Below are 23,723 nucleotides of genomic sequence, written 5' to 3' on the forward strand. Positions count from 1 at the left end.
CCACGGCTACGTCTTGACGTTATCGGTTTCCAAGGTTCGCTGACTTTGAAAGGATTTTACACATGGTTTTGATCAAGACACTGGACCTGAAGACACAAGACCGCTGGGACCAGTTTGTAGAGACCTGTGAAGAAGCCACCTTTTTCCATCGGGCCGGCTGGAAATCCGTGATCGAATCGACGACAGGCCACACCCCTTACTACTTCTATGCCGAGCAGGACGGCCAGATCTGTGGCGTTTTGCCGCTGGTTGAGGTGAAGAGCCTGCTGTTTGGCCATGCCTTGGTGTCCACGCCATTTTGCGTCTACGGTGGCGTGGCGTCGACCAGCGACGCGGCAACCACCAAGCTTCTCGATCACGCCAAGACATTGGCGGAAACGCTGGGGGTCGACTATCTGGAACTCAGACACCGTCAGGCCAAAACCCCCGACTGGCTCGCCAAGCACAAGCACGCCACCTTTCGTCTCCCCCTGACGAACGATGAAGGCAACCTGCAGGCCATGAAACGCAAACAGCGTGCGGTTATCCGACAGGCGATCAGCAATGAACATACCGCAACCATCGATACTGGCCTTGACCCGTTTTTTCATATTTATTCCACCAGTGTCAGAAACCTCGGAACACCGGTGTTTTCACGGCGTTTTTTCCAGGCCCTGCAGGCGGTTTTCAAGCACGACTGCGAAATACTCACCATCCATCACCAGGGCAGGCCCGTCAGCAGCCTGATGAGCTTTTATTTCCGCGATGAAGTGCTGCCCTATTATGGCGGGGGCTTACCGGATTCGCGCAACCTGAAAAGCATGGATTTCATGTACTGGAATCTGATGCAGCGAACCACGGCCAGGGGGCTTGCGACCTTCGATTTCGGTCGCAGCAAAATTGACAGCGGCCCCTATCATTACAAGCGACACTGGGGCTTCGAACCCGAACCGCTCTGTTATGAATACCACCTGGTCAAATCAACCAAGCTACCGGATAACAGCCCCAATAATCCCAAATACCGCTACTTTATTAAGCTCTGGCAGCGCCTGCCACTGGGATTGTCCCAGCAATTAGGCCCCTACCTGTCGAAGAACCTGGGATGACCACTTTCGAGCCCGCCATAAACCGCGGTGCGCCGCGTATCCAGATCCAGCAACGCAAAGCGCTGTTGTCGCTGACGCTGCTGCTGCTGGTTTACGCAGCAGTCTTCTGGCCCAGTCTGATGTCCATGGCGGCGATCTGGTGGCGCTCGGAAACCTATGCCCATGGGATGCTGATTCCCCTGATCAGCCTCTGGCTGATTATCCGCAAGCGTTCGCAATTGACCAGGCTCGAGATGGGACCGGATTGGACGGCGCTGATTCCATTGCTGGGACTGTGTCTTGTCTGGTTGCTGGGGCGGGCCGCCGATGTGCTGGCGGTCGAGCAGATGGCCACCACCCTGATCCTGATTGCCCTGGTGGTCGTCGCCCTGGGCAGAACGGTCGCCCGGGCGCTGACATTTCCCTTGGCCTACCTGATTTTCGCCGTCCCCTTTGGGGATCAATTGACGCCATACCTGCAGCAGATCACCGCCGATATCACGGTTCAGGCGTTAAAGCTCAGCGGTGTGCCTGTCTATTTCAACGGCTTCCTTATAGAAATCCCAACCGGTCGCTTCGAGGTAGCCGAGGCCTGTAGCGGTCTGCGCTACCTGATCGCCTCTGTTGCTGTCGGGACCCTTTACGCCCACCTCAGCTATCGTAGCCTGCGCAGCCGCCTGGTTTTTATCGCCGCATCCGCATTGATGCCGGTACTGGCCAACGGCATACGCGCCTATCTGATCGTACTGATCGCTCACCTGTCCGATATGAAATATGCCACCGGGGTCGACCATTTGATCTACGGCTGGCTGTTTTTCGGTCTGGTGGTAATGTTGATGTTCTGGGTCGGCAGCTGGTGGCGAGATCCGGAGCCTGCATTCAATCCAGCCCAGAAGGCCAGCGCCGTGAGCCGCTTGATGGGGGACCGGCCGCGCGCCCTGGTCTATGCGACTCCGGCAGCCGCGCTAGTGATTTTGCTGCTAACCTGTACCTGGGGCCAGCTGATGAAGCTCACACCACAGTATTCTGCGTTGCCCATCCAGCAATTTTCCTTATCCCCATGGATCCAGCAACCCGCCGAAGCGCTGGACTGGCGCCCGAAATTTGTCGGTGCCGACCGTATATTCCAGGCAACTTATCGCGTGGACCGCGCCGCCGCTGTAGGGCTTTATATCGCCGACTATCAATCCGAACATCAGGGCAAGGAGCTGATTAGCGCCCTGAACCGATGGTACACCGCGAAGGCCTGGACGCCGGCGGGGCACGCCACACGAACGATTTCGGTCGGCTCTGGTGCACTCAAGGTCAATGTGCTCGAGCTGAGGACACTGGATGGCAGCATGCGACGCATCTGGTACTGGTTTTACGCCTACAAGCGGCCGGTCACCAGCCCCATGGAGGTCAAGCTGCTGCAAGCCCTGAACAAACTTAGCGGGGCGCACGAAGTGGCCAGCGGATACGCGCTGGCGCTAGATTATGAGGACAGCCGCACCGCCGATGCGACCCTGACCCGCTTCATCAAGGACAACTGGCCCGAACTGGCGACAACCAGCCCCTGAATTTCAGGACAGAAAATGAATATGCGCATGCACTATCTCCTGCACCATCTGATCGAAATCAGGGCCGCGCGCACCGCCGAACTGGCTGCCTTGTCCCACAAGCAGGAGCAGATCTGTTACGGGGAACTCTTTACCCGGGTGCAACAGCTTGCCGGCGGGCTGAGAGAACTGGGTCTGCAGCGCCATGAACGGGTAGCCATCTACCTGCCCAAACAGCACGAAACCGTAATAAGCCTGTTCGCCGCCACGCTGGCGGGCGGGGTCTTCGTACCCATCAACCCGGTCCTGAAACCGCCGCAGGTCCAGCATATACTCAGCGACTGCACTGCCCGCATCCTGATCACCAGCCATGCAAGGCTGCAGCAACTGGCCCCGAGCCTCGCGTGCTTGCGTGATCTGAAGCAGGTGATTCTGGTTGACGACTATCCGCCTTCAGAACATGCACCCTACTCCCTTGCCACCTGGCACCAGCTCCAAGGCGCGCCGGCCTGCACCGCGCCACCGGGCTCCGGAACCGACGCCGATATGGCCGCCATCCTCTATACCTCCGGCAGCACGGGAAAGCCCAAGGGAGTGGTACTTTCTCACCGCAACCTGATGGTCGGCGCCCAGAGCGTTGCCGGCTATCTCGACAACACACCGCAAGATCGTATCCTGGCGGTCCTGCCTTTAAGCTTCGACGCCGGCCTCAGTCAAGTCACGACTGCATTCGAATCCGGCGCCTGCTGCTATCTGATGGACTATCTTCTGCCCAACGATGTGCGGCGTCAGGTCACCCGGCACCAGATAACCGGGATCACAGCAGTACCTCCGCTGTGGAACCAGATAGCCTCCCTGGAATGGAGCCCAGGTGAGGCGAGTTCAGTACGCTATTTTGCCAATACAGGCGGACATATGCCGCAACCCCTGCTGACCAAACTGCGCAGGCTCTTTCCCAACGCCCAGCCTTTCCTGATGTACGGTCTGACCGAAGCCTTCCGTTCCACCTATCTGCCACCGGACCAGATTGATCTCAAACCCGGGTCCATCGGCAAAGCGATTCCCAACGCCGAGGTGCTGGTGCTGCGGGAGGACGGAGCCCCCTGCCAACCCCATGAACCCGGCGAACTGGTTCACCGCGGCCCTTTGGTAAGCCAGGGATACTGGAACGACCCGGAGAAAACCCGCGAGCGTTTCAGGCCCGTTCCCGCTCAAGCCGATGGACTGGTGTTTAAGGAACTGGCGGTCTGGTCGGGCGATACTGTCACCCGGGATGAAGAGGGGTATCTTTATTTTGTCGGCCGCAGGGACCAAATGATCAAGACCTCCGGCTACCGGGTCAGCCCTGACGAGATCGAGGAGATGGCCTACCAGAGTGGTCTGATCCGAGAAGCCGCAGCTGTCGGTTTGCCCCATGCAACTCTGGGCCAGGCAATCCTGCTGATTGTAACAGTTCCCGCGACAACGGATTCCACAGAATCATGTCTCGACGCCCTGCTGCAGCGGTGCCGTGAACAACTGCCCAATTTCATGGTGCCACATAAATGCATCCTTGAAACTGAACTGCCACGCAACCCCAACGGAAAAATCGACCGGCGATTGCTCGCAGAGCGGTACGCGGATTTATTCGATGACCTTTCGGAGCCGACCCATGCCGACGGTTAACCCCCCGTTAGATCACAAGACCCAGTGGCCGGATATACGCCACAATGAACTCTATATTGGCGGCCAGCCCTTGTCCCGGCTTGCCGCTCAAATGCCCCAAACCCCATTCTACGCGTACGATCGCCAGCTGATTGCTCAACGAATCGCCGAACTTCGCCGGCTGCTGCCCGCTGGCATCCAGCTACATTATGCCCTCAAGGCCAACCCTATGCCGGCCTTAGTGAATTTCATCGCCCCCCTGGTCGATGGTTTCGACGTAGCATCGCATCAGGAGATGCTGGTGGCGATCAATGGCGGTAAAGCAACCAGCGAGATCAGCTTTGCCGGACCCGGCAAGACCCGGCGCGAAATCAGAGCCGCGGTCGCCGCCGGCATTGTCATCAATGCCGAGTCTTTCGCTCAAATCGATCAGGCGGCACGTGCCGGTGTCGAACTGGGTGTCGTACCCCGAATCGCCGTCAGGCTCAATCCGGAATTTGAATTGAAATCCTCGGGCATGCGCATGACCGGCGGAGCCAAGCCATTCGGGATTGATACCGAACAATTCCCCGAACTGATCGAAAAGATGCGAGGACTGGACCTGGAGCCGGAAGGACTGCATCTCTATACCGGCTCCCAGAACTTGAATCCGGCAGCCATTTGCGAAGCACAGCAGGCAGCGATAAGCCTTGCCTGTGAGCTGATTGAGCGGTTCGCGCTCAGGTTGCGTTTTATCAATATCGGAGGGGGATTCGGTATCCCATATTTTCCGGGGGAATCGCCCCTGGACCTTAGGAGTGTTGCCGACCAACTGTACCTGCTACAGAAGCAAACCCGACAGGCCTCCCCCAAGACCACGCTGGTTCTGGAACTAGGGCGTTACCTGGTGGGAGAAGCAGGCATCTATGTCTGCAGGGTGCTGGAGCGTAAGACATCCCGAGGCACGGTCTACCTGATCACCAATGGCGGTTTGCACCATCACCTTGCCAACTCCGGCAACTTTGGCCAAGTGCTGCGCAAAAATTATCCGGTACTGATCGGCAACCGTGTTGAAGGCGAGGAAAAAGAACGGGTCACGATCGTCGGACCACTGTGCACCCCGCTGGATATCCTTGCCGAAAAAGTGCTATTGCCGAAAGCGCAGCCAGGCGATTGGGTGGTCGTTCGTCAGTCCGGCGCCTATGGCCTGACCGCAAGTCCGCAACAGTTTTTGGGCCACCCACCCGCAATAGAAGTGCTAATCGGGTGATAAGGTGTGCTTTCGACGTCTACACTAATGGTAGCGATTCTCATGGGTCTGAGAATCGTCGATTGGCCGGGACTGCAGGCGCTCAGGCGCGGACGTTACGGCAGGATGCCTAGATACAGCGAAATTCCCGCAATCTCGACGCTATTCGTGTCGGGATACTTTGCATACACCGGGCTGAATAGCTGCTTGAAACGTCCGTACTCGACTTCTAGAATTTGCGATATCGTGATTCACGATCAATCGACTTTTATCGCTAAGTGCTCGAAACAGCAAGATCGAACGAGCTGACAGCGATAGGAACTAGCCAGCAGCACTCCAGCTAAGCACAGACTTAAGACAGGAAGCTGCTAGCATGTTTTCAAATTTGGCCGGTAATTTATCCGTTAAGCACACCTATGCGCTGCTGGCAATCAGCGAAGCCTTAGCGATGTTGTCATGCCTGTTCCTGAGCATGAACGACTCGCAGCACAGTTTTTTCGATCACCTGAGATGCCTGGGCTGTATCGTTTTTGTGATCATAGGCTTTCTCAGCATGGCGGCCATGGGGCTGTATCGCCCGCTGCAACGAGGCACCTCCCGCGAACAGCTAGCACGAATACTGCTTAGCTTCGCCCTGGCCTCCGTTACCGAAGGGGTCATCGTCTATTCCATTCCCATGACCAGTATCGCGCCCAAGACAGTTTTCATGGCGCTGGGCCTGTCGTTCCTGGTGGTTTGCGCATTACGGTATGGATTCAACAAGCTCCACACCACCGGCCTGTTCAAGCACCGTGTCTTGGTGCTGGGCGCGGGCGCGCGGGCCTGTATTATCCAGGACAAATTGCGCCGCACCTCAGACCGTAAAGGCTTTCAGCTATTGGGCTATGTCAGAATCGAAGGTGATGCCGCAGGCATCCGGCAACAGGACCTGTTAACAGTTGATCTCAATCAACTTGCAGATTTTGTGGAACGCCACAAGATCGAAGAGGTGATCCTGGCCGCCGATCAGCACCAGAATTACCTGCCGATGGATGAACTACACGAATGCCGGCTGGTTGGAGCCAACGTGATCGATATCGCCAGCTTTATCGAGCGTGAGAGTGGAAAAATCCCGTTGACACTGATCCCCCCGAGCTGGATGGCCTGCGGCAATGGCTATCGGATCAGCCGCCAGCTTGTGCGTATGGGCAAACGGCTTTTCGATATTCTGATCAGCCTGCTTTTGTTGGTAATGGTCTGGCCGATCATGCTGGTGACTGCAGTGCTGATCAGGCTCGAAAGCGGCCCCGGGGCATCCATCCTTTACCAGCAAACCCGGGTGGGGCTCAGAGGAAAGCCTTTCAAAATCTATAAGTTCCGCAGTATGAAGATAGGTGCCGAAACTAATGGGGCGATCTGGGCCCAAAAGGGCGATCAGCGGGTGACCGCTGTGGGTGCGTTCATTCGCAAGTATCGTATCGATGAACTCCCCCAGCTTTTTAATATTCTTCAGGGTGAGATGAGCTTTATAGGTCCGCGCCCCGAGCGCCCGGAGTTCGTTGAGCAACTCTCCCACAACCTGCCGTATTACGATGTTCGCCACCAGCTCAAGCCGGGACTGACCGGATGGGCACAAATCTGTTACAGCTACGGCAGCAGCGAAGAGGATGCCCTGGAAAAACTCCAATACGACCTCTATTACATCAAAAACTTCAGTTTCCTGCTGGACACCCTGATTCTGATACAAACCGTTGAGGTGATCCTGTTCGGCAAGGGCGCCCGTTGATTAACGCCACTTTTTGCACAGCCGTTTCCCGCCTCGGTCTGCTAGTCGGGGCATGGCTGTGCTTGTGGCACCAAGGTAGTGTCTCTGAAGACTGCACCCACTCGGGCACCAACGCCATCGTATCGGGCTGGCTGACCACGCGCAGCCTTAATCACGGCCAGCTTGCGCCGTTCCGCTTACCGGCTGTCTAGCCAAAATAAGTCCCCCCCGGATCATTGATCCTGCATCTATACTTTTCAACTTGACGTTCGGCGCTTAATGAGACCGCTATGACTCGCTACGAACAGATTCAGAATACACTCGCAGCCACCCCAAAAGTCTGGCTGATAACCGGCGTCGCCGGCTTCATCGGCTCAAACCTGTTGGAAACCCTGCTCAAGCTTGGGCAGCACGTCATCGGCCTGGACAACTTCGCCACCGGTTACCAGCACAATCTCGACGAAGTCAGGTCCCTGGTGTCGACTGAGCAATGGTCCGGCTTCCACTTCATTCAGGGTGACATCTGCAACCTCGAAGACTGCCGCCGCGCCATGCACCACCCCAGCGCCCGAACCGGGCCTGTGGACCACGTCCTCCACCAGGCCGCCCTGGGCTCAGTCCCCCGGTCCATTGCCGACCCGATCACGAGCAACGCCACCAATGTCACCGGCTTCCTGAACATGCTGGTAGCCGCACGCGATGCCGAGGTCAAAAGCTTTACCTACGCAGCATCAAGCGCCACTTACGGCGATCACCCGGCCCTGCCAAAAGTAGAAGAAAACATTGGCAAGCCGCTGTCGCCTTACGCGGTGACAAAGTATGTGAACGAGCTATACGCCGAGGTCTTTGCCAGGACCTACGGCTTCAAAACCATCGGCCTGCGCTACTTCAACGTTTTTGGCAAGCGGCAGGACCCGAACGGCGCCTATGCCGCTGTGATCCCCAAATGGACGGCGGCAATGATCAATGGCGAGGATGTGTTTATCTATGGCGATGGCGAGACCAGCCGGGATTTCTGTTTTATCGACAACACCGTGCAGATTAACCTCCTCGCTGCTACAGCACCGGATGAAGCAAAAAACGAAGTTTACAACGTCGCACTGGGGGACAGGACCAGCCTGAATACCCTGTTCGACGCCCTGAAAGCAGCCCTGATCGACTGCGGCGTGACTTACGCCAAGACCCCGATTTACAGGGACTTTCGCACAGGGGATGTACGCCATTCCCAGGCAGATATCAGCAAAGCACAAACCAAACTGGGCTACGCCCCCATTCAGCATATTGACGACGGTATTGACCAGGCTATGCCCTGGTATGTGCAATCCCTGAGATAAGGCATGTGCATGCAGCATCCCGACCCGCAGCCTGTCATGACGCGAAGCGAGTTTCTAGGAACCAACTGTGAGGCAATTTATGAAAGTTCTTGTGACCGGCGGTGCCGGCTATATCGGGTCGCATACCGTGGTTGAGCTGCTCAGCGCCGACCATGAAGTGGTGGTGCTGGATAACCACTGCAATAGCTCGCATACCGCACTGGAGCGTGTCGCACGCATAGCAACAGGTGCCAGAAAGCAGGCACCGCAACTGCTCGCCATTGAAGGTGACATCCGCAACAGGTCGCTTCTCGACCAGCTTTTCACCAAGCACCAATTTGACAGCGTGGTGCATATTTGCGGCCTGAAGGCGGTCAGCGAGAGCGCGGCTAAGCCACTAGATTATTACGCAAACAACGTCGCCGGCACCATAACACTGTGCCAGGCGATGCAGGCGGCCGGCGTGCTGAACCTGGTGTTCAGCTCTTCGGCCACCGTGTATGGCGAACCAGCGGCGATACCGGTCCGCGAGGACTTTCCCACCGGTGTGCCGACCAATCCCTATGGCCGTTCCAAACTGATGGTCGAACAGATTTTGCAAGATCTGGTCCGCTCGGACCCGCGCTGGTCCATCGCATTACTGCGCTATTTCAATCCCGCCGGCGCGCACGCCAGTGGGATGATTGGTGAAGATCCGCAGGGTATTCCGAACAACCTGGTACCCTATGTCAGCCAGGTCGCGATCGGCCAGCGGGATAAGCTCTCGGTGTTTGGCGGCGATTATCCGACACACGACGGTACCGGGGTGCGTGACTTCATCCATGTCGTGGACCTGGCCCTCGGCCACCTGGCAGCACTCAACTGGATGCAGCATAACCGGGGCATTGGCATCTGGAACCTCGGAACCGGCCGGGGGTATTCGGTGCTGGAGATCGTGCATGCCTTTGAGCAGGCCAGTGGCCGACCAGTCCCCTACACCATAGTCGAGCGACGCCCCGGCGATATCGCCGAATGCTGGGCCGACCCCGCCCGCGCCGAACGGGAGCTGGGCTGGAAGGCGGTTCGCGGACTCGAGGAAATGATGGCCAATACCTGGCGCTGGCAGTCGATGAACCCGCTGGGGTATGGCTAGAAAGGTAAAAGCGCGCAGGCCTGATTGGACCTAAAGCGAACTCTGGGCAATTGTGTGAGCCTCACAGGGCTCAGATCGACCCAAATCAGCGGGCCCTTGCACCGGCACATAGGCTACGGCTGCACGACGCCGCTTGATTGGATTCGCCTGTAGAACAGATTGGCGCCGGGTCACTCCGGCTCGCAAAAATTGCTGCAGCCATTCAGGTTCTGCGATATCCACCCCACCGTAAACGTGCCGGTTCCGCCGCGACAGCGTTGCCCGACTGTATGACCCAAACCCTGTAGCCAGGCGGCCCTGCGTTGGATGCGAAATATACCCTTTGCGCTGGCCCCGGCGCATAAACGCAGAACTTTGCAATGAGAACGCCGGATGAGTCCATATTTGCGGGCAGCAGCGACCACACTTGCAGCAACCACTAGCGCAGACTATGTTTCATGAGTGATTGTAAAGAGCAGACTCCAGTTGTTAATAAGCACGGAGAATAGAAAATCATGAAAGGAATGAGGCCCGTGTGGCTGGCTTGTACTGCGGTAATCATTTCGCTCGCCTTCCTGACCGGCTGCACGAGCAACCCTTACCCACCTTTATCTAAAGCTGTCGCTAAACACCCCCGTACTACCGACCCCGCCCAGTACAACTACCTGATCGGCCCGGGGGACAGCCTGAATATTTTCGTCTGGGGCAGCCCGGAAGTATCCCAGACAGTAACTGTTCGTCCGGACGGCAAGGTCACATCCCCCCTGGTTGAAGATGTCGCCGTAAGCGGATTGACGCCGACCCAGGTCGCGCGAAAACTTGAGGAAAGCCTTGGCCTCTATATCAAGGAACCGATCGTTACCGTCATCGTCCAGGGCTTCGTGGGCCCCTACTCCGAGCAGGTACGCATTATCGGCGAAGCAGATGAACCCCAGGCCCTGTCCTACCGGGAGGACATGACGCTGCTGGATGTCATGATTGCGGTTGGCGGTCTTACAGAGTTTGCCAACGGCAACGGTGCCAGTGTGGTCCGTATCGTTGACGGCAAGCAACAACAGTACGGCCTCCGTATAGACGACCTCGTTGAGGATGGTGATATCTCCGCCAACGTCCATATCCTGCCCGGCGATATCATCATTATCCCGGAAGCGTGGTTTTAGGGGCATCGGAGTATTATCCATGCAAGATATTATTGAGCAGGTAGTCTTCTACCTACGCGGGATTTGGGTTCATAAATGGATCGCTTTGGTATTATTTTGGGTTCTGTGCCTGATTGGTTGGCCGTTTGTCCTGAAAATGCCGGACCAATACGTATCCGAAGCAAAGGTGTACGTAGATACCCAGTCTCTGCTGGCGCCGCTACTGCGGGGCCTGACCGTTCAGACCAACCCCGAACAACAGGTGCAGCTGATTGTAAAAACCTTGCTGACCCGCCCCAATCTGGAAAAAATAACCCGGTTGGCTGATCTGGATATCCAGGCTGAGAACGACGCCGAATATGAGGTCATCATTGCTCAACTGGTAGCCAACCTCACACTGAGCCGAGCGGGTCGGGAAAACATCTATGCCATCTCCTATACAAGCCACTCAGCAGAAGAAGCCAAAAATGTGGTTGAAGCGACCCTGACTACGCTGGTCGAGAACACCCTGGGAAACAAACGGGAAGACAGTACCACCGCAGCCAACTTTCTGGATCGGCAGATAGCCGAATACGAGTCACGCCTGAATGAAGCGGACAACCAGCTCAAAGAGTTCAAACAGAGAAACTATGAACTGATGAGTTCAGACAGTGGGTTTTATAGTCGCATCAATAGCCTTAAAGGACAGACCAGAGCCATAGAGCTGGAGCTACGGGAAGCCAAAACCCGTTTGGACTCGCTTGAACAGCAATTGGCCGGAGAGGTACCAAACTTTGGCATTATGGAAGAAGAAGAACTGACTAGTTCCTCCTACGATATTGTCTCCAGTTACGATGGACGCATTAACACCCTGGAAAACCAATTGGATCAGCTGCGTTTGAAATACACGGATCAGCATCCGGACATTCGGGAAACAGAGCTTATTCTTAAAGACCTCCAGAGAAAGAGGGCCCAGGAGCGACGTGTACGGCAACGGACGCAGCAAGCCACCCAGGCTGCACGAGAAGGAGGATTGAACGAAAACCCGGTTTTTCAACAGCTCAAGCTCTCGCACGCCAATGAAGAAACCACCGTGCGATCCCTGGAAGTACGCCTGGCTGATTATCAACAGCAGCTGGACAGGTTACAGAACAACGCCAACACCATCCCGGAGCTGGAGGCGGAGCTTCAAGCACTGCAACGCGGCTATACTATTACCCAACAGCAATATAATGAACTACTGTCGCGCCGCGAATCGGCGCACCTGTCGGAACAGGCGGACGCCAGTGCAGACGGTATTAAATTCCGCATCATAGAACCACCACGTCTGCCCGCCGCGCCCACTGGCCCTAACCGCCCCCTGATCCTGTCCGGGGTGCTGGCAGGGGCAATGGGCATTGGCATCGCAGCCGCTTTCCTCGTCTCCCAGCTCAGGCCGGTCTTTTTTGACCCCAAACAACTCTTTCAGGCTACAGGTTATCCCGTACTGGGGGTGATCACCATGATCAGGGACCCGGAATTGCTGAACCAGAAACGCCGCGAAGCCCATCTATTTATAGCCTTGGCAGGCTCACTGCTGGCATTTTACGGGATGCTGATGTTCTTGCAGTTACTTCCTGACGCTAACCAACAGTTGCTTTCCTATGTTCCCGATTTCCCGAATACCTGGTTCCGTCAGCTCCAGCAGTTAGCCTACAGAATTCTCAACTTTTTCTAGGGGTTCTAATGAGCACGATCGAGCGCGCACTTGAAAAAAGTCAGCAGATGGGCGCAGAAAAGCGGGAAACTGTCAGTGTCGATAACCATCAGACTTTCGACGACACCCCGCCCGGGACACAGGTACCGCCTTCGGAACAGACGGACAGACCGCCTCAACCTCCCCTTCACGCCGCCGCCCAATCCTGGCCGCAAGAGGATGACGCAACCGACACTAGCCCTGACCTCGCCTGCGACCCAGAAGAACTGTACATCGACACAGATCGCCTGGAACAGATGGGCCTGATCACCCCCACCGAAAATTTCACCCCGATCAAAGAAGAGTATCGCTATATCAAGCGCCCCTTGCTCGATAACGCTTTCGGAGCCAATGCAAAACAGCTGACTAACCCCAACCTCATTCTGGTCTCGAGCTGTCATGCCGGAGAGGGAAAAACTTTTACTGCGCTGAACCTGGCACTTAGCATGGTCACTGAACATGACCGCTGCGTATTACTGGTGGATGCTGATGTGATCAACCCAAATCTCAGTCGCAGGCTGAATATTTCCGACCAGGCACTGGGTTTATTGGATTATCTGAATGGCAAAGCCGAAGTCAGGGACATCATTCAGAGTACCAGTATTCCTAACTTCAAGGTCGTGTCCGCCGGTACCCGTCACCATCATGCCACCGAGATGATTGCCAGTGAAAGAATGAAACAATTTATGAAAGAACTTTCCAGCCGTTACAGCGACCGAATAGTGATATTCGACACCTCACCGCTGCTTGGGGCCAGTGAAACCAGCGTGCTGGCAAAGATGACGGGGCAGGCATTGATTGTCATAGAAGAGGCCCGTACCTCGCAACGCCAGGTGGAACGGGCATTGAGCCTGCTCAAGCCAAATATGGCAATTGGCCTGGTCTTGAATAAATCCACGACCAGACAAAAGGATTATTATGGCTATTACGGCGCTTCTCAGCGATAACCGGGTGCGTTGGCTTGCTATCCGGTTAACAACTACGGCCCTGCTCACACCGATAGCGACAACCCAGGCCAGCGACTGGGTATTTACGCCTGGGATACAGGTCACAGAGCATTACACCAGCAACCTCAACCTGACCTCGAGCGCCGAGGAAGCGAGTCTTATTACCGAGGTGCTTCCTGGTTTTTCCCTCTCCAAGCAGGGCGCTCACCTGCAGGCCAACCTGGATTACCGACTCCAATTCCTGGACTATTCGTCTGACCAAGGCAGCGATGATTACCATCATCAACTGGGTCTTTCGGCCAACTCAGAGCTGATCGACGACCGGCTTTTTCTGGATGCCAGAAGCACCTACAGCCAGCAACTGGTCAACAATCGCAGTGCCAGCGCCGGTGACTCCTTGAACGCCCCAGATAACTTTAGCGACACCTTTACCTTCCAGATCACCCCCCGCTGGAGACAACGGCTGGGACGGTACACCACGTTCGGGGCGGATCTTTCCTACAATATGGTACGGTATGATGGCGTCAACGATAACAGCGACGGTTATCGCACCAACTTTTTCCTCGACAATCAGTCCAACCCCAGCAAGATTTACTGGGCTCTCAATGTCGATACCAACCAGGCGACACCCAATACCTCCGCAACGAGCCAATCAGAAACCATGGATATCGAGCTGGGGTACCGATTAAGCCGCCAGCTGGACGGCAAGCTTCGTTATGGTTATGTCGACAACCACCTCGACAATCCAACCCAGTCCGAGGCGGAGGCAGGCAATTTCTGGGGTGCGGACCTTAGCTGGGATCCGAGCCCCAGAACGTCGCTCAGCGCGTCCTACAATAGCCGGCTGCAAGCCAATCAGGGTTATGGATTGACCTTTAATCATCGGCAAAAACATACCAACTGGTCGCTGGCCTACAACAAGAATATCAGCAGTGTCCGTGAGGAACTTTTGCAACTCACCCCCATCGGCACCCTGATCTGCCCATCAACCACCTCCTTCACCATTGCCGACTGCAGACTGGTCGGTGGGAGCAGCCCGGTGCTACCAGGCCCCGGTGAGCGCGCGATCACCCTGGTCACTCCACTGCCCTCGCTTTCCGAAGAGCAGTTTATCCAACAAAGCCTGAACGCCAACCTGGTCATAAGTAAGGGCAAAAGCCTATGGACTCTGGGTCTGTTCAGAACGGAACGAGAATTTCAGGTTCAAGCCAATACCGAGAAGGATATGGGCGCCAACGCCGGCTGGACGATACAAGTATCAGGGCGAACCAGCCTGAGCACCCTTTATACCTGGTCTCGCCTGGAAGCGGACTCAGGGAGCACGGATTACCAGAAGGCGCTCTCGCTAAACATGGTTCGGCAGCTAGGTGCAGACAGTTCACTCAACCTCGCTTTAAAGAGTACCGAGCGGGACTCTGCGGATGATAACCGTGCTTTTCAGGAGTTTCGAATCACACTCGGATTCAGCCATACCTTTTAGCGAGCATTGACCTATGTATTCGTCATTTTTCGGTTTTACCGCCAAACCCTTCCAGTTAAGTCCTGCGACGGAGTTTTTCTTTAAAAGCAAGAGCCACAAGCGCGCCCTGTCCTATCTGCACTACGGACTAAGCCAGGGCGAAGGGTTTATCGTCATCACCGGAGAGATTGGCACCGGCAAAACCACCTTGATGCGCAAGCTCTGTAGCACGCTTGAACGTGACAACCTCATCACCGCCCAACTGGTGACGACCAGGCTGGAAGCCGATGACCTGCTACGCATGATCTGCAGCGCCTTCGGGCTGCCTGCGGAGAATAAGCCCAAGGCGGTGTTGCTACAGCAGTTTCAGGACTTTCTGCTGTCGGCTCATCTGGCCAAGAAACGGGTTCTCTTACTGGTAGATGAGGCTCAGAATTTGTCGGCCAGCGCAATTGAAGAGTTGCGAATGCTTTCCAATTTCCAGGTCAACGATACGTCGTTGATGCAGAGCTTCCTGCTGGGTCAACCGGAGTTACGGGCGATTATCCAGGATCCGAACATGGAGCAGTTTCGGCAACGCGTTATCGCGGCTTTCCACCTGCAACCCCTGAGCGAAGTGGAGGTCAAGGCATACATCCTTTGGCGTCTCGGGGTAGTCGGCTGGGCAGAAAATCCCAGCTTCTGCGACGTTGCATTCAAGGAAATTTACCGACACACCAAGGGAATACCAAGAAAAATTAACGTATTCTGCGATCGCCTGTTACTGCTTTGCTTTCTCGAAGAGTTTACGATGGTGGATGAAAACACCGTCACTACCGTGGCAGAAGAACTCGCAGAAGAGTTCTCCCCTCTGTTGAGCCATCTTCAGCCGCCCCCCACCGTAGGCAATACAAATCACCCCCTGGCATCTATTACAAGTGATGTATCTGAACTGCAGAGAAAAATTATACTCATCAACAAATATCTAAGCATCATGGTTAATGAGAAGATTGAACTATTAAAAGTCCTGGACAAAAAATTCAAGCAGGAGATCGATAAGTCGCTGGAAGATTACGAAAGGTGACGGTACGGCGAAAACGCACAAAACAGCCTGTTAAGAGCCTTAATCCCTGCCGACAGATATTGAGCGCATTAACTTTCTAAGTAAATGCGGTACCAATACCGAAAGGGGCATTTTCAGCAGGTGACCACGCCAGTAAAGCAGATACTTTGCCAGTCTGTGCCCAGGCTTTTTAGCCAGAGAATGATGGGGTATAAGCACGCGGGTGAACAGTATGTCTGCCACTCGCAGCTGAAAAGCGTTCGGAGTTCCAGCATCACTCGCCGTCCAGATATCATCCGGTATCGGGCTGGACAAGCAGTATCGGCAATACCTTAAAGCGTAGAAAAGAGGTCTGGCCAACTGCAATTCCAGTGCGCGGTGCTTGAGTTTCAGCCAGTCATCCGACTTCAACTCTCGAAAGAGAAGATCCATATCTGAAAGATCTCTCAGGCCGTTCTCGAACTCTCCTTCAAAGAATAGATGCGTGGCACTATGAATAATCATATCGTACCGCTGCAAGGTCCCCACTCCATCAGCATCAAAGCAAACCTGATCTATTAACCTTTCAATATCAATCCGAAAGCGAAGAACAGGGAAGATGTTGTGATGAATATCCAGTACTGTCTGTCTCTTATAGTGGATCAATGGCGGGATTTCATGGGTCCATTCTCGATAATAATGCTGATCGTAATCATCGATTTTATCGGAATACCAACCGACAGTTTTCAGTTGCCGCTCAACTTTGGACAGTTCCTCTTTTCGCACCAGCACATCAATATCATTAAGGGTACGGCCTTGCCCGGCTGCCTTGTTCGCATAGATGTAAGCGCCACCCTTCAACAAAATGGGCCGCACCCCGATACTTTGCAGTTCCTTCGCCAGCAGTTTGATTTCCCAGTGCACCTGCGAGCGCTGCTTCTGCGCCTGCAGTGAGGCCGAAACCAGGTGATGATACGCCTTATGCGGAACCACTTTCAGTAGATCCTTGTCGGCGAGCAGCTGGTACAACCGTGCCAACAGGTTGGCAGACCGTCCCAACCGGATCGTCCGGTCCCACTGCTCATCCGAGTACTCCATCGCCAACAAGGGATTACCCAACAGCGCCTCAACCACCCCGTGATCCTTCGCACAAGCCATCAAAAAACTCAAAAACCTCTTCAAACCGACTGTACTCCAGCGTGAAACAGTCACATCGATCTACCAAGCTGCAGGCCGTATCGAAACCCGCCTTGCCAAGAATATGATAATTGAAGCTGTTGCCGATTAACTCCATAAATGCAGCGGGTTTTCGGCATGCGCTAACATTTAAAGTGCTACCAGGCACGTAACGGGGAGTAATAATATGGGTCGGCTTCGCTCCCACCGATGCCTGGGAAGCGGTTTCGGCCGTTGGCTTCATCAGCGCTACCACCCCTTTAGCCGTATCGTAAAATTTTTCCGTCAGCTCCGCCTGGGGAAAAAGCTGATGCAGCAGGTCGATCGATTCATTTTTTAGATTGACCGGTCGCCCGATAGGTATCGCAAGGCCCGTTGAGGGCTCCACCATCAGGATCTCGTCCGAGAACAAACGCCAACCGTGCTGCATCAATGCTGCTGCCAGCGTACTTTTGCCAGACCCCGGCGGGGCCGGGAGAATCACCATGACCCCGTTTTTTTCGACGCCGGCCGCATGGAAATGCAGGTAGCGATGATACTGATTGGCGATACACCAGTTCAAGCCCCATTCAAACAGTGGAACCGCCTGCTGAGCCGGCAGGGGTTTGAAAGGGGCGAAGCCATCAAGATAAAAATTCACCTGTGGACGAACCCAGCGTCGCAATGAAGCCGGACGCTCCACCCGGATACGGAAGTCAATGAATGCCGGCCGGGTCACTGTTTCTCGAAACGGCTGATAAAGAAAGGGAATCCACTTTTTGACGGTGTCGACGCTAGAGGTCAGTGCGACTGTGAAGGTACCAAATTCAAAATACCAAGTGTTGTTCACGTCTGCATCTGAGCGATGCAGGTGGCTCAAAGCGCACGCACCAGTTGGCACTCCTGCAGGGAGTGCAGGGTGTCGCCGACTAATCGCGGTAGCTCCTCAACCTCAACATACAAGGCTGCGGCTTGCCCGATCAGCGATTCGGTGGTCTGCGGATGCTGCCCATCCAGGCAACACAATAGATGGTCAGCGAGTCCGTTAAGCTCGAAAGTATCACCGGACAAAGGATGAAACACCACCGCACCATCCTGCCAGCGCCTGGAAGTCTCCGCGTAGCTAAAATCCAGACACCACTTCACCTCATCCATGTAGTATTGACCTATATCGTACACCGCTGCATCAACGCAGCATTTTCAGCATAATTTGCGCTGAAGTGGGCCAGAATTCCCTCCAACTGGATTTCCTTCGTCACATCTCCATTGACAGTTACCACCGTCTCGGCAATCTCCCGCGGTAAATACGGATAAGTAACGCCTGAGTGCAGGGCATTCAGTAAGGCGGCACAAACCTGCTGGGCGTAAGCGTCACTGCCAAACAGGTACGCCATTATCGGGAGCGTAAAACCTCCCGTCCAGATAAGAGATGAGCCGGACATGCTCAGTACCTGTGTGATCAAGCTATCAAGAGTGGTGCCGTTAGCATAGGTATAAGTGTTATCCGATAGTACACGGCCCTGATCATCACATTCATCGCAGGGCTTGTTGACCTTCTTTGGGGGCGCGTTAATCCTGGCTTTATACATGACCCCAAACTCGATTGTCATGGCGGCGTCCGCAGGCCAGCAGGCCGGATGGGTCTTCCAATACTCCGGCGTCTTGCCATCTCCAAGCGTGCGACATTCATGCAGGTGGTTGGAAAGGTTGCCGCTAAGCATGCCGGATATGGAGCACTCCGCCCCCCACGCCGATCGACTTGGCAAGGATGCCATGATGGGCGTACCGGCAAGTCCGATCAGCAGTCGACGCCGGATTGGGTCTGACTTCTTGGGGTTTTTCTCATCGGTATCCATCATCGGTATCCATTATAGAAAATCCACATCGTCTGGGGGGACCCTCCTGACGCTAAACCTCAAGTATCAGGCCTTTACTAAAAAGTCAGCAATATTCAAGCCATAGGAATATTTACTTTAGAAACAATAGCTTGAAAAAATAGCATTCGACCACTGTAATAAAAACTGACACACCGGCGAGTCCATGACGCTTAGCCCATAACGCTGGCCAACGTCACCGGGCACACTGTATTGCGTGCTTTTCCAGCAACGCGTATAACGTTGGCCGGGTAATGCCGAGCAGCTCGGAGGCCCGGGAAATATTATTGTCAGTAAACCCCAGCGCTCTCACAATCGCACGCTTCTCTTCGATATCGCGAACCTGCTTGAGGTTCAGAGGCCAGATATCCTGCGCCTTCCCCAATGACAATCCCAGATCGCTGGCAGTCACCTGACTGCCATCCGCCATGATCACCGCGCGTTTGACCCTGTTTTCCAGTTGGCGTACGTTCCCCGGCCAGGAATATTCCTCCACCGCCTGACAAGCCTCTTCGCTAAAGCCCTTCAACGGCCGCCCCAGTTCGTCGCAGTATCGATTAAAGAAGGCGCGGGCTATCAGTATAGCATCGCCTGGACGTGCCCGAAGTGGCGGAATGGTGATCACGAACTCACTGAGTCGGTAGTAAAGATCCTCCCGAAAACGACCGTCGCGGGTCATCTCTTCCAGATTCTGATGCGTCGCGCTGATAATCCGCACGTCCACCTCAATTTCCTGGCGTCCACCAAGTCGCTCGAAGCGCCTTTCCTGCAGAAAACGCAACAGCTTGGACTGAAGCGGCATCGGCATATCACCGATCTCGTCCAGGAATAAGGTGCCACGGTGAGCGGTTTCGACCTTCCCCGGAGTTTGTTTGACTGCCCCCGTAAAGGCCCCTTTCTCATAGCCAAAAAGTTCGCTTTCCAACAAATTTTCCGGAATCGAGGCGCAGTTGATCGCAACAAAGCGCTGACTGGCCCTATCACTCAGGGCGTGGATCGCTACGGCCAGAACCTCCTTGCCAGTACCGCTTTCTCCCAGCAATAGAGCACTTATATTGGCGGGCGCAATGCGTTCGACAAGCTTGCAGACCTCAAGCATCTCCTCCGAGGCCGCGATAACACCCTGCAGCGGCGAATTCTGCACTCTAATGGCCGCCAGCCTGCGATTTTCCTTTTCCAGCTCGCGGAGCAGGAAAGCCCGCTCCAGTATCAAGCCCAGCGTATCCAGATCCATGGGCTTTTGGCAGTAATCATAAGCCCCCAGGCCGATCGAATTAACCGCATTAACCTTGTCGTCATTACCGGTGAGAACGATGACCTTAGACTCGGGTTGCAGCTGCAAAATTTCCTGCAGCACCTGCATCCCCACCGAGGCATTGGCAGGATCGGGCGGCAACCCCAGGTCCAGGGTAATCACATCCGGTTCATATCGCCTTAGTTGCGCAATGGCGGTTTCCCGGTCGGTCGCGAACACCAGCTCGTACTGCTCCAAGCCCCACTTGAGCTGCTTCTGAAGCCCCATGTCATCCTCGACAACCAAAAGGAGCTTCTTGTCCCTGTCCCGGCCATTACTCATACCGCTTTACCTGTCTCTGCTTCCAGCCCCCCATGTACCTCATACGCCGGCAGTGCCACACGAAATTCGCTGCCCTGCCCCGGCGCACTACTGACCTCGAGGGATCCCTGGTTCTGAACAACGAATTGACGGGTTTCGTAAACACCGATCCCCATACCCGCACGCCCCTTGGTGGTATCAAAGGGTTTGAAAAGCCGCTCACGCTGGAACTGTTCGCTCATGCCGCAACCATTGTCCATCACACTAAAGATAGCCATCCCCTCCCGATTGTCTACCAGCAAACGGACAAAACCCTCGGCCGGGGTCGCCTCCTGGGCATTCTGGACCAGATGACCAAGCACCGAGACGAGCTTGTCGCGCTCAGTCTTGAGCTTTAACGCCGCAGCCGGACCCTCGGGAATCACCAACTCCACCTTGGGCAACCGGTCCTTCTGGTTCTGCACGACGGCCCTTGCTATATCGAGCGCATTAACGACCTCTGCGCGCGCCGCGAGCGCGCCCTGCTGCTTGAGCTGGCTCAACATCCTGTTCATTCGTTGCACTGCATTGGCCAGGGTCTCCAGGGCATCGTCCACGAATTCGGGATTGCGCTTGTGCCGTTCGGCGTTCTTTACAACCATCGAGAGTTGAGCCACCACGTTCTTGATATCGTGAACCACAAACGCCGAGAAACGATAATAGGCCTCGAACTGATGCGTGGCCGCTAGCTGGTCCGTCGTGTCTCTAAGGGTGATCAGGGCAGCCAGTTGGGAGCCGAGCGCCTTCAACAGATCGTGATCCTCCCAGTTGAGGGTGCGTTCTGCCCGCGGGTGGGCCAAACCAACCAGCCCGTTAAGCACGCCCTGATGCAGTAACGGCACCAATAGCCAAAGCTGCTGCCCCTCCAACAGTCGATCGGCAATTTGAAGGTCACCGTAGTGCGCCGGCGCAACCAGGTACTCGGGCACCTCGATGACCCAGCCACTCTCCTGACAGAAGTCGAGCAAGGCCCCATCTTCACGGCTCGACAGGTTGGACAGTGGCTTGACACTGCTCCAGCCTTTGACGACAAACTCCCCGCCTTCGCGCACCCAGAGAATCCCTCCCAGGCTATCCAGGGGATCAGCCATCCCCTGAATCAATTGCTCGTAATAGAAGTTATCCAGCGGCAGCGCGGAAAAGCGTTCGTTGGCCTTCATCCATTCCGCACGGTAATCGTATTTGTAGGACAAGAAGTGCTTGCTGACCCAGACAGCGACGATCGAACGGAAACGCCCCGAGCCAACCAGCAGGCACAGGAGCGAAAGCGCCACGACAACAAACACCACCCGCACCGCGCTGCCCTGGTTGGAATCGAACCAGCGCAGGTAATAGCCGACCATCGACATGACAAGCAGGTAGATGCCCGCCAAAAACAGACCGGTGGAGAAAAACACCGCCCGATGAGACAGGTGTAACTGGCGATCCCCCCCTTTGCTGCGGGCAATGGAAACCGCCAGTAGCGGCGCCATTACGGCGCATACAAAACCCCGCACCTGCCACAAGGTCGCGTCCACCCGGTTAAACAGCAGTGCCTCTGAATAGAGCAGGAAATCGTAACCGAACACCACGGCTGTCCCAACACAGAAGAACTTGACCGACCAGCGCTGCTCCCGGGGTATATTGCGGTACCACTGCTCCAGCAGAATAAGCGCCAGGATCACCAGCATAAAGGGGCTCATAAGGGTGAGGGAGGCCGGCAGAACCTTGCCACTCTCCCCCAACGAGAATTGCAGCAAACTCCCCAGCAGCAGGACGCTCAGCAGCGGGAAAAATCCCCACAGCCACCGACTGGACCAAAAATTTCGTGTGCCGACTTCCTGGTTGCTCGCATGCAGCCGCCATAACAGCATGACCCAAGCAGCATCCCGCATGATCTCCAGAAAAAATTGATTCGGGTCTGGTACCTCGGACCCAGGAATGCCAAGAGGCTCCCCGCCGCTGTTCAGACCCAGATAGCCGGACCAGGCAACCATCCCCCCCAGGGCTAGCAGCAACCAGATCCCCTGCAACCGCCCCCGCCAGAGCAACAAGGTCAGCACCAGCACGGTAGCATACGCCAGGGCCGCGGCCAGATAACTGAACCCGGCAACCATCATTGAAAGCTCAACTCCCGTCACCCGCCCCTCCCCCGGATAATCCGCAGCCAGACCTCAGTTATCTGTCTGACTGGACAGTAACTCACGCAGATAGCGCACCGGAATCGCATAGCTGATGCCGCTGGGGTCACTCAGGACATCCTCTTTGGTCGATTTGACATAGACCCCGTTGATAATTCCAACCACGGCTCCATCGTCCGGGTCATAGAGCGGACTGCCGCTGTTGCCGGGGTACGCGGTGGCATCCAGCTGGTACACCATCAAGGGCTGTCGCAACTGCCGGATTTTATGTGCGGATAACTGTCCGGATGATTGTGCCGGTATCCCCATTGGCGTGATGCTGGAGATCATGCCACGGTGCGTCACGGGGTAAAGACCCAGAATGGCCCCCAGTGGAAACCCGGTAAAGGCGTAGTTCTCTCCCTCGCGAACAGTTGTCCTGTTTGAGAGTTTCATTACAGGCAGCCTGTCGGAGATATTCAGCAGTGCCAGGTCATGGTGCGGTTCAGAGGCGACGACCTTAGCCGGCATCACCCGAGGATTATTCCCGGTACCGACAAAAACCACCAACTGCTCCTTCTTGAGGTCGTCTAGCTGCATATTAACGACATGGGCGTTGGTCGCTATATGGCGTCCATCGCCCACGACAAAGCCCGTGCCCAACAGGCGTGAGGGAGGACGTCGGCCTGGCGAGTAAGTACCGATGCCGACGATTGACGGTTTGACAGCCGAGACAGTATCCGCCAGTTCGGCCGCCTGACCGTAACCGCTGCCAAGGCCCATCGTCAGGATCAGACTGAGCCAGACCCATGAATACCTATGCATTACAGGCCCGTCCATCATGCCACTCCCCAATCCCGATCAATACCGCCAAGCAAGCAGCAATCGAAGAGAAGTATAGTCTCGAAGCGAGATCTATGTGGCTCACACAACTCAGGTTCTGCAGCATCCGGCAAGGTCTTGGAGTGATAACCCGTTTTCAAGGTAGGGCGTTCCATCACGCGGCCTCACCGGTTACAGGCCGGCTCTGCTCCGCCTTCAACTACACTTATCCAACACCGCTACCGAACAGGACGGCT

General features: G+C 55.5%; 19 protein-coding genes. 12 read left to right on the forward strand and 7 right to left on the reverse strand.

What is annotated here, in order from left to right:
- Positions 1–62: 62 nt before the first annotated feature.
- The 12 genes from MRS74_RS04365 (at position 63) to MRS74_RS04420 (ending at position 15,964) form a co-directional block, all read left to right on the forward strand.
- Positions 63–1,085, forward strand: a complete 1,023-nt coding sequence (locus MRS74_RS04365; protein ID WP_254579062.1) for a FemAB family XrtA/PEP-CTERM system-associated protein — start codon at positions 63–65, stop codon at positions 1,083–1,085.
- Positions 1,082–2,623 (forward strand): exosortase A, encoded by a 1,542-nt coding sequence (xrtA, locus tag MRS74_RS04370; protein WP_254579063.1) that lies wholly within the window; start codon positions 1,082–1,084, stop codon positions 2,621–2,623. The genes MRS74_RS04365 and xrtA overlap by 4 nt, the downstream gene beginning before the upstream one ends.
- Before the next feature lie 15 nt (positions 2,624–2,638).
- The gene (locus tag MRS74_RS04375; RefSeq protein WP_254579064.1) at positions 2,639–4,267 is read left to right on the forward strand and encodes an acyl-CoA ligase (AMP-forming), exosortase A system-associated; all 1,629 of its coding nucleotides are present in this window, start codon (positions 2,639–2,641) and stop codon (positions 4,265–4,267) included.
- Positions 4,254–5,495 carry a pyridoxal-dependent decarboxylase, exosortase A system-associated gene (locus tag MRS74_RS04380; RefSeq protein ID WP_254579065.1) on the forward strand — a complete coding sequence of 414 codons (1,242 nt, stop codon included), beginning with the start codon at positions 4,254–4,256 and terminating at the stop codon, positions 5,493–5,495. Before MRS74_RS04375 ends, MRS74_RS04380 begins: the two co-directional genes overlap by 14 nt.
- 352 nt (positions 5,496–5,847) lie before the next feature.
- Entirely contained in the window at positions 5,848–7,239 is a 1,392-nt protein-coding gene (locus tag MRS74_RS04385; RefSeq protein WP_254579066.1) for a TIGR03013 family XrtA/PEP-CTERM system glycosyltransferase, read from the forward strand.
- 269 nt (positions 7,240–7,508) lie between these two features.
- Complete coding sequence (locus MRS74_RS04390; protein ID WP_254579067.1) at positions 7,509–8,552, forward strand: SDR family NAD(P)-dependent oxidoreductase; 1,044 nt, start codon at positions 7,509–7,511, stop codon at positions 8,550–8,552.
- Between the two features lie 79 nt (positions 8,553–8,631).
- Positions 8,632–9,663 (forward strand): UDP-glucose 4-epimerase GalE, encoded by a 1,032-nt coding sequence (galE, locus tag MRS74_RS04395; protein ID WP_254579068.1) that lies wholly within the window; start codon positions 8,632–8,634, stop codon positions 9,661–9,663.
- A 494-nt stretch (positions 9,664–10,157) separates the two neighbouring features.
- Positions 10,158–10,802 (forward strand): XrtA/PEP-CTERM system exopolysaccharide export protein, encoded by a 645-nt coding sequence (locus tag MRS74_RS04400; RefSeq protein WP_254579069.1) that lies wholly within the window; start codon positions 10,158–10,160, stop codon positions 10,800–10,802.
- Between the two features lie 19 nt (positions 10,803–10,821).
- Positions 10,822–12,477 (forward strand): XrtA system polysaccharide chain length determinant, encoded by a 1,656-nt coding sequence (locus MRS74_RS04405; RefSeq protein ID WP_254579070.1) that lies wholly within the window; start codon positions 10,822–10,824, stop codon positions 12,475–12,477.
- Positions 12,478–12,485: 8 nt separating this feature from the next.
- Complete coding sequence (locus MRS74_RS04410; protein WP_254579071.1) at positions 12,486–13,442, forward strand: XrtA-associated tyrosine autokinase; 957 nt, start codon at positions 12,486–12,488, stop codon at positions 13,440–13,442.
- Entirely contained in the window at positions 13,414–14,922 is a 1,509-nt protein-coding gene (locus tag MRS74_RS04415; RefSeq protein ID WP_254579072.1) for a TIGR03016 family PEP-CTERM system-associated outer membrane protein, read from the forward strand. Before MRS74_RS04410 ends, MRS74_RS04415 begins: the two co-directional genes overlap by 29 nt.
- Positions 14,923–14,935: 13 nt before the next feature.
- Positions 14,936–15,964 carry an XrtA/PEP-CTERM system-associated ATPase gene (locus tag MRS74_RS04420; protein ID WP_254579073.1) on the forward strand — a complete coding sequence of 343 codons (1,029 nt, stop codon included), beginning with the start codon at positions 14,936–14,938 and terminating at the stop codon, positions 15,962–15,964.
- A 39-nt stretch (positions 15,965–16,003) separates the two neighbouring features.
- Here MRS74_RS04420 and MRS74_RS04425 read toward each other — a convergent pair whose 3' ends face one another.
- The 7 genes from MRS74_RS04425 to MRS74_RS04455 all read right to left on the reverse strand — a co-directional run bounded on the left by MRS74_RS04425 (position 16,004) and on the right by MRS74_RS04455 (position 23,469).
- Positions 16,004–17,056, reverse strand: a complete 1,053-nt coding sequence (locus tag MRS74_RS04425; RefSeq protein WP_254579074.1) for a nucleotidyltransferase domain-containing protein — start codon at positions 17,054–17,056, stop codon at positions 16,004–16,006.
- Entirely contained in the window at positions 17,049–17,927 is an 879-nt protein-coding gene (locus MRS74_RS04430) for an HprK-related kinase A (RefSeq protein WP_254579075.1), read from the reverse strand. The genes MRS74_RS04425 and MRS74_RS04430 overlap by 8 nt, the downstream gene beginning before the upstream one ends.
- Positions 17,928–17,953: 26 nt before the next feature.
- A complete protein-coding gene (locus tag MRS74_RS04435; protein ID WP_254579076.1) occupies positions 17,954–18,232 on the reverse strand; it encodes an HPr-rel-A system PqqD family peptide chaperone in 279 nt (92 codons plus the stop codon).
- An 11-nt stretch (positions 18,233–18,243) separates the two neighbouring features.
- On the reverse strand, positions 18,244–18,933 hold the full coding sequence (locus MRS74_RS04440; RefSeq protein ID WP_254579077.1) for a hypothetical protein: 690 nt from the start codon (positions 18,931–18,933) through the stop codon (positions 18,244–18,246).
- 214 nt (positions 18,934–19,147) lie between these two features.
- Positions 19,148–20,527 carry a PEP-CTERM-box response regulator transcription factor gene (gene prsR / locus MRS74_RS04445; protein ID WP_254579078.1) on the reverse strand — a complete coding sequence of 460 codons (1,380 nt, stop codon included), beginning with the start codon at positions 20,525–20,527 and terminating at the stop codon, positions 19,148–19,150.
- The gene (gene prsK, locus MRS74_RS04450; RefSeq protein ID WP_306421958.1) at positions 20,524–22,644 is read right to left on the reverse strand and encodes an XrtA/PEP-CTERM system histidine kinase PrsK; all 2,121 of its coding nucleotides are present in this window, start codon (positions 22,642–22,644) and stop codon (positions 20,524–20,526) included. Before prsK ends, prsR begins: the two co-directional genes overlap by 4 nt.
- 54 nt (positions 22,645–22,698) lie before the next feature.
- Positions 22,699–23,469: a S1 family peptidase gene (locus MRS74_RS04455; protein ID WP_254579080.1), complete on the reverse strand. Its 771-nt coding sequence runs from the start codon at positions 23,467–23,469 to the stop codon at positions 22,699–22,701.
- Positions 23,470–23,723 lie beyond the last annotated feature (254 nt).

Source organism: Marinobacterium sedimentorum (genome assembly GCF_024267675.1).
In the GTDB taxonomy this organism is placed as follows: Bacteria; Pseudomonadota; Gammaproteobacteria; order Pseudomonadales; family Balneatricaceae; genus Marinobacterium_A; species Marinobacterium_A sedimentorum.

What these genes read in the sequence shown, in the direction of transcription:
- MRS74_RS04365 (WP_254579062.1), top strand. Translation starts at nt 63, where the DNA reads ATGGTTTTGATCAAGACACTGGACCTGAAGACACAAGACCGCTGGGAC.
- xrtA (WP_254579063.1), top strand. Translation starts at nt 1,082, where the DNA reads ATGACCACTTTCGAGCCCGCCATAAACCGCGGTGCGCCGCGTATCCAG.
- MRS74_RS04375 (WP_254579064.1), top strand. Translation starts at nt 2,639, where the DNA reads ATGAATATGCGCATGCACTATCTCCTGCACCATCTGATCGAAATCAGG.
- MRS74_RS04380 (WP_254579065.1), top strand. Translation starts at nt 4,254, where the DNA reads ATGCCGACGGTTAACCCCCCGTTAGATCACAAGACCCAGTGGCCGGAT.
- MRS74_RS04385 (WP_254579066.1), top strand. Translation starts at nt 5,848, where the DNA reads ATGTTTTCAAATTTGGCCGGTAATTTATCCGTTAAGCACACCTATGCG.
- MRS74_RS04390 (WP_254579067.1), top strand. Translation starts at nt 7,509, where the DNA reads ATGACTCGCTACGAACAGATTCAGAATACACTCGCAGCCACCCCAAAA.
- galE (WP_254579068.1), top strand. Translation starts at nt 8,632, where the DNA reads ATGAAAGTTCTTGTGACCGGCGGTGCCGGCTATATCGGGTCGCATACC.
- MRS74_RS04400 (WP_254579069.1), top strand. Translation starts at nt 10,158, where the DNA reads ATGAAAGGAATGAGGCCCGTGTGGCTGGCTTGTACTGCGGTAATCATT.
- MRS74_RS04405 (WP_254579070.1), top strand. Translation starts at nt 10,822, where the DNA reads ATGCAAGATATTATTGAGCAGGTAGTCTTCTACCTACGCGGGATTTGG.
- MRS74_RS04410 (WP_254579071.1), top strand. Translation starts at nt 12,486, where the DNA reads ATGAGCACGATCGAGCGCGCACTTGAAAAAAGTCAGCAGATGGGCGCA.
- MRS74_RS04415 (WP_254579072.1), top strand. Translation starts at nt 13,414, where the DNA reads ATGGCTATTACGGCGCTTCTCAGCGATAACCGGGTGCGTTGGCTTGCT.
- MRS74_RS04420 (WP_254579073.1), top strand. Translation starts at nt 14,936, where the DNA reads ATGTATTCGTCATTTTTCGGTTTTACCGCCAAACCCTTCCAGTTAAGT.
- MRS74_RS04435 (WP_254579076.1), bottom strand. Translation starts at nt 18,232, where the DNA reads ATGGATGAGGTGAAGTGGTGTCTGGATTTTAGCTACGCGGAGACTTCC.
- MRS74_RS04440 (WP_254579077.1), bottom strand. Translation starts at nt 18,933, where the DNA reads ATGGATACCGATGAGAAAAACCCCAAGAAGTCAGACCCAATCCGGCGT.
- prsR (WP_254579078.1), bottom strand. Translation starts at nt 20,527, where the DNA reads ATGAGTAATGGCCGGGACAGGGACAAGAAGCTCCTTTTGGTTGTCGAG.
- prsK (WP_306421958.1), bottom strand. Translation starts at nt 22,644, where the DNA reads ATGATGGTTGCCGGGTTCAGTTATCTGGCCGCGGCCCTGGCGTATGCT.
- MRS74_RS04455 (WP_254579080.1), bottom strand. Translation starts at nt 23,469, where the DNA reads ATGCATAGGTATTCATGGGTCTGGCTCAGTCTGATCCTGACGATGGGC.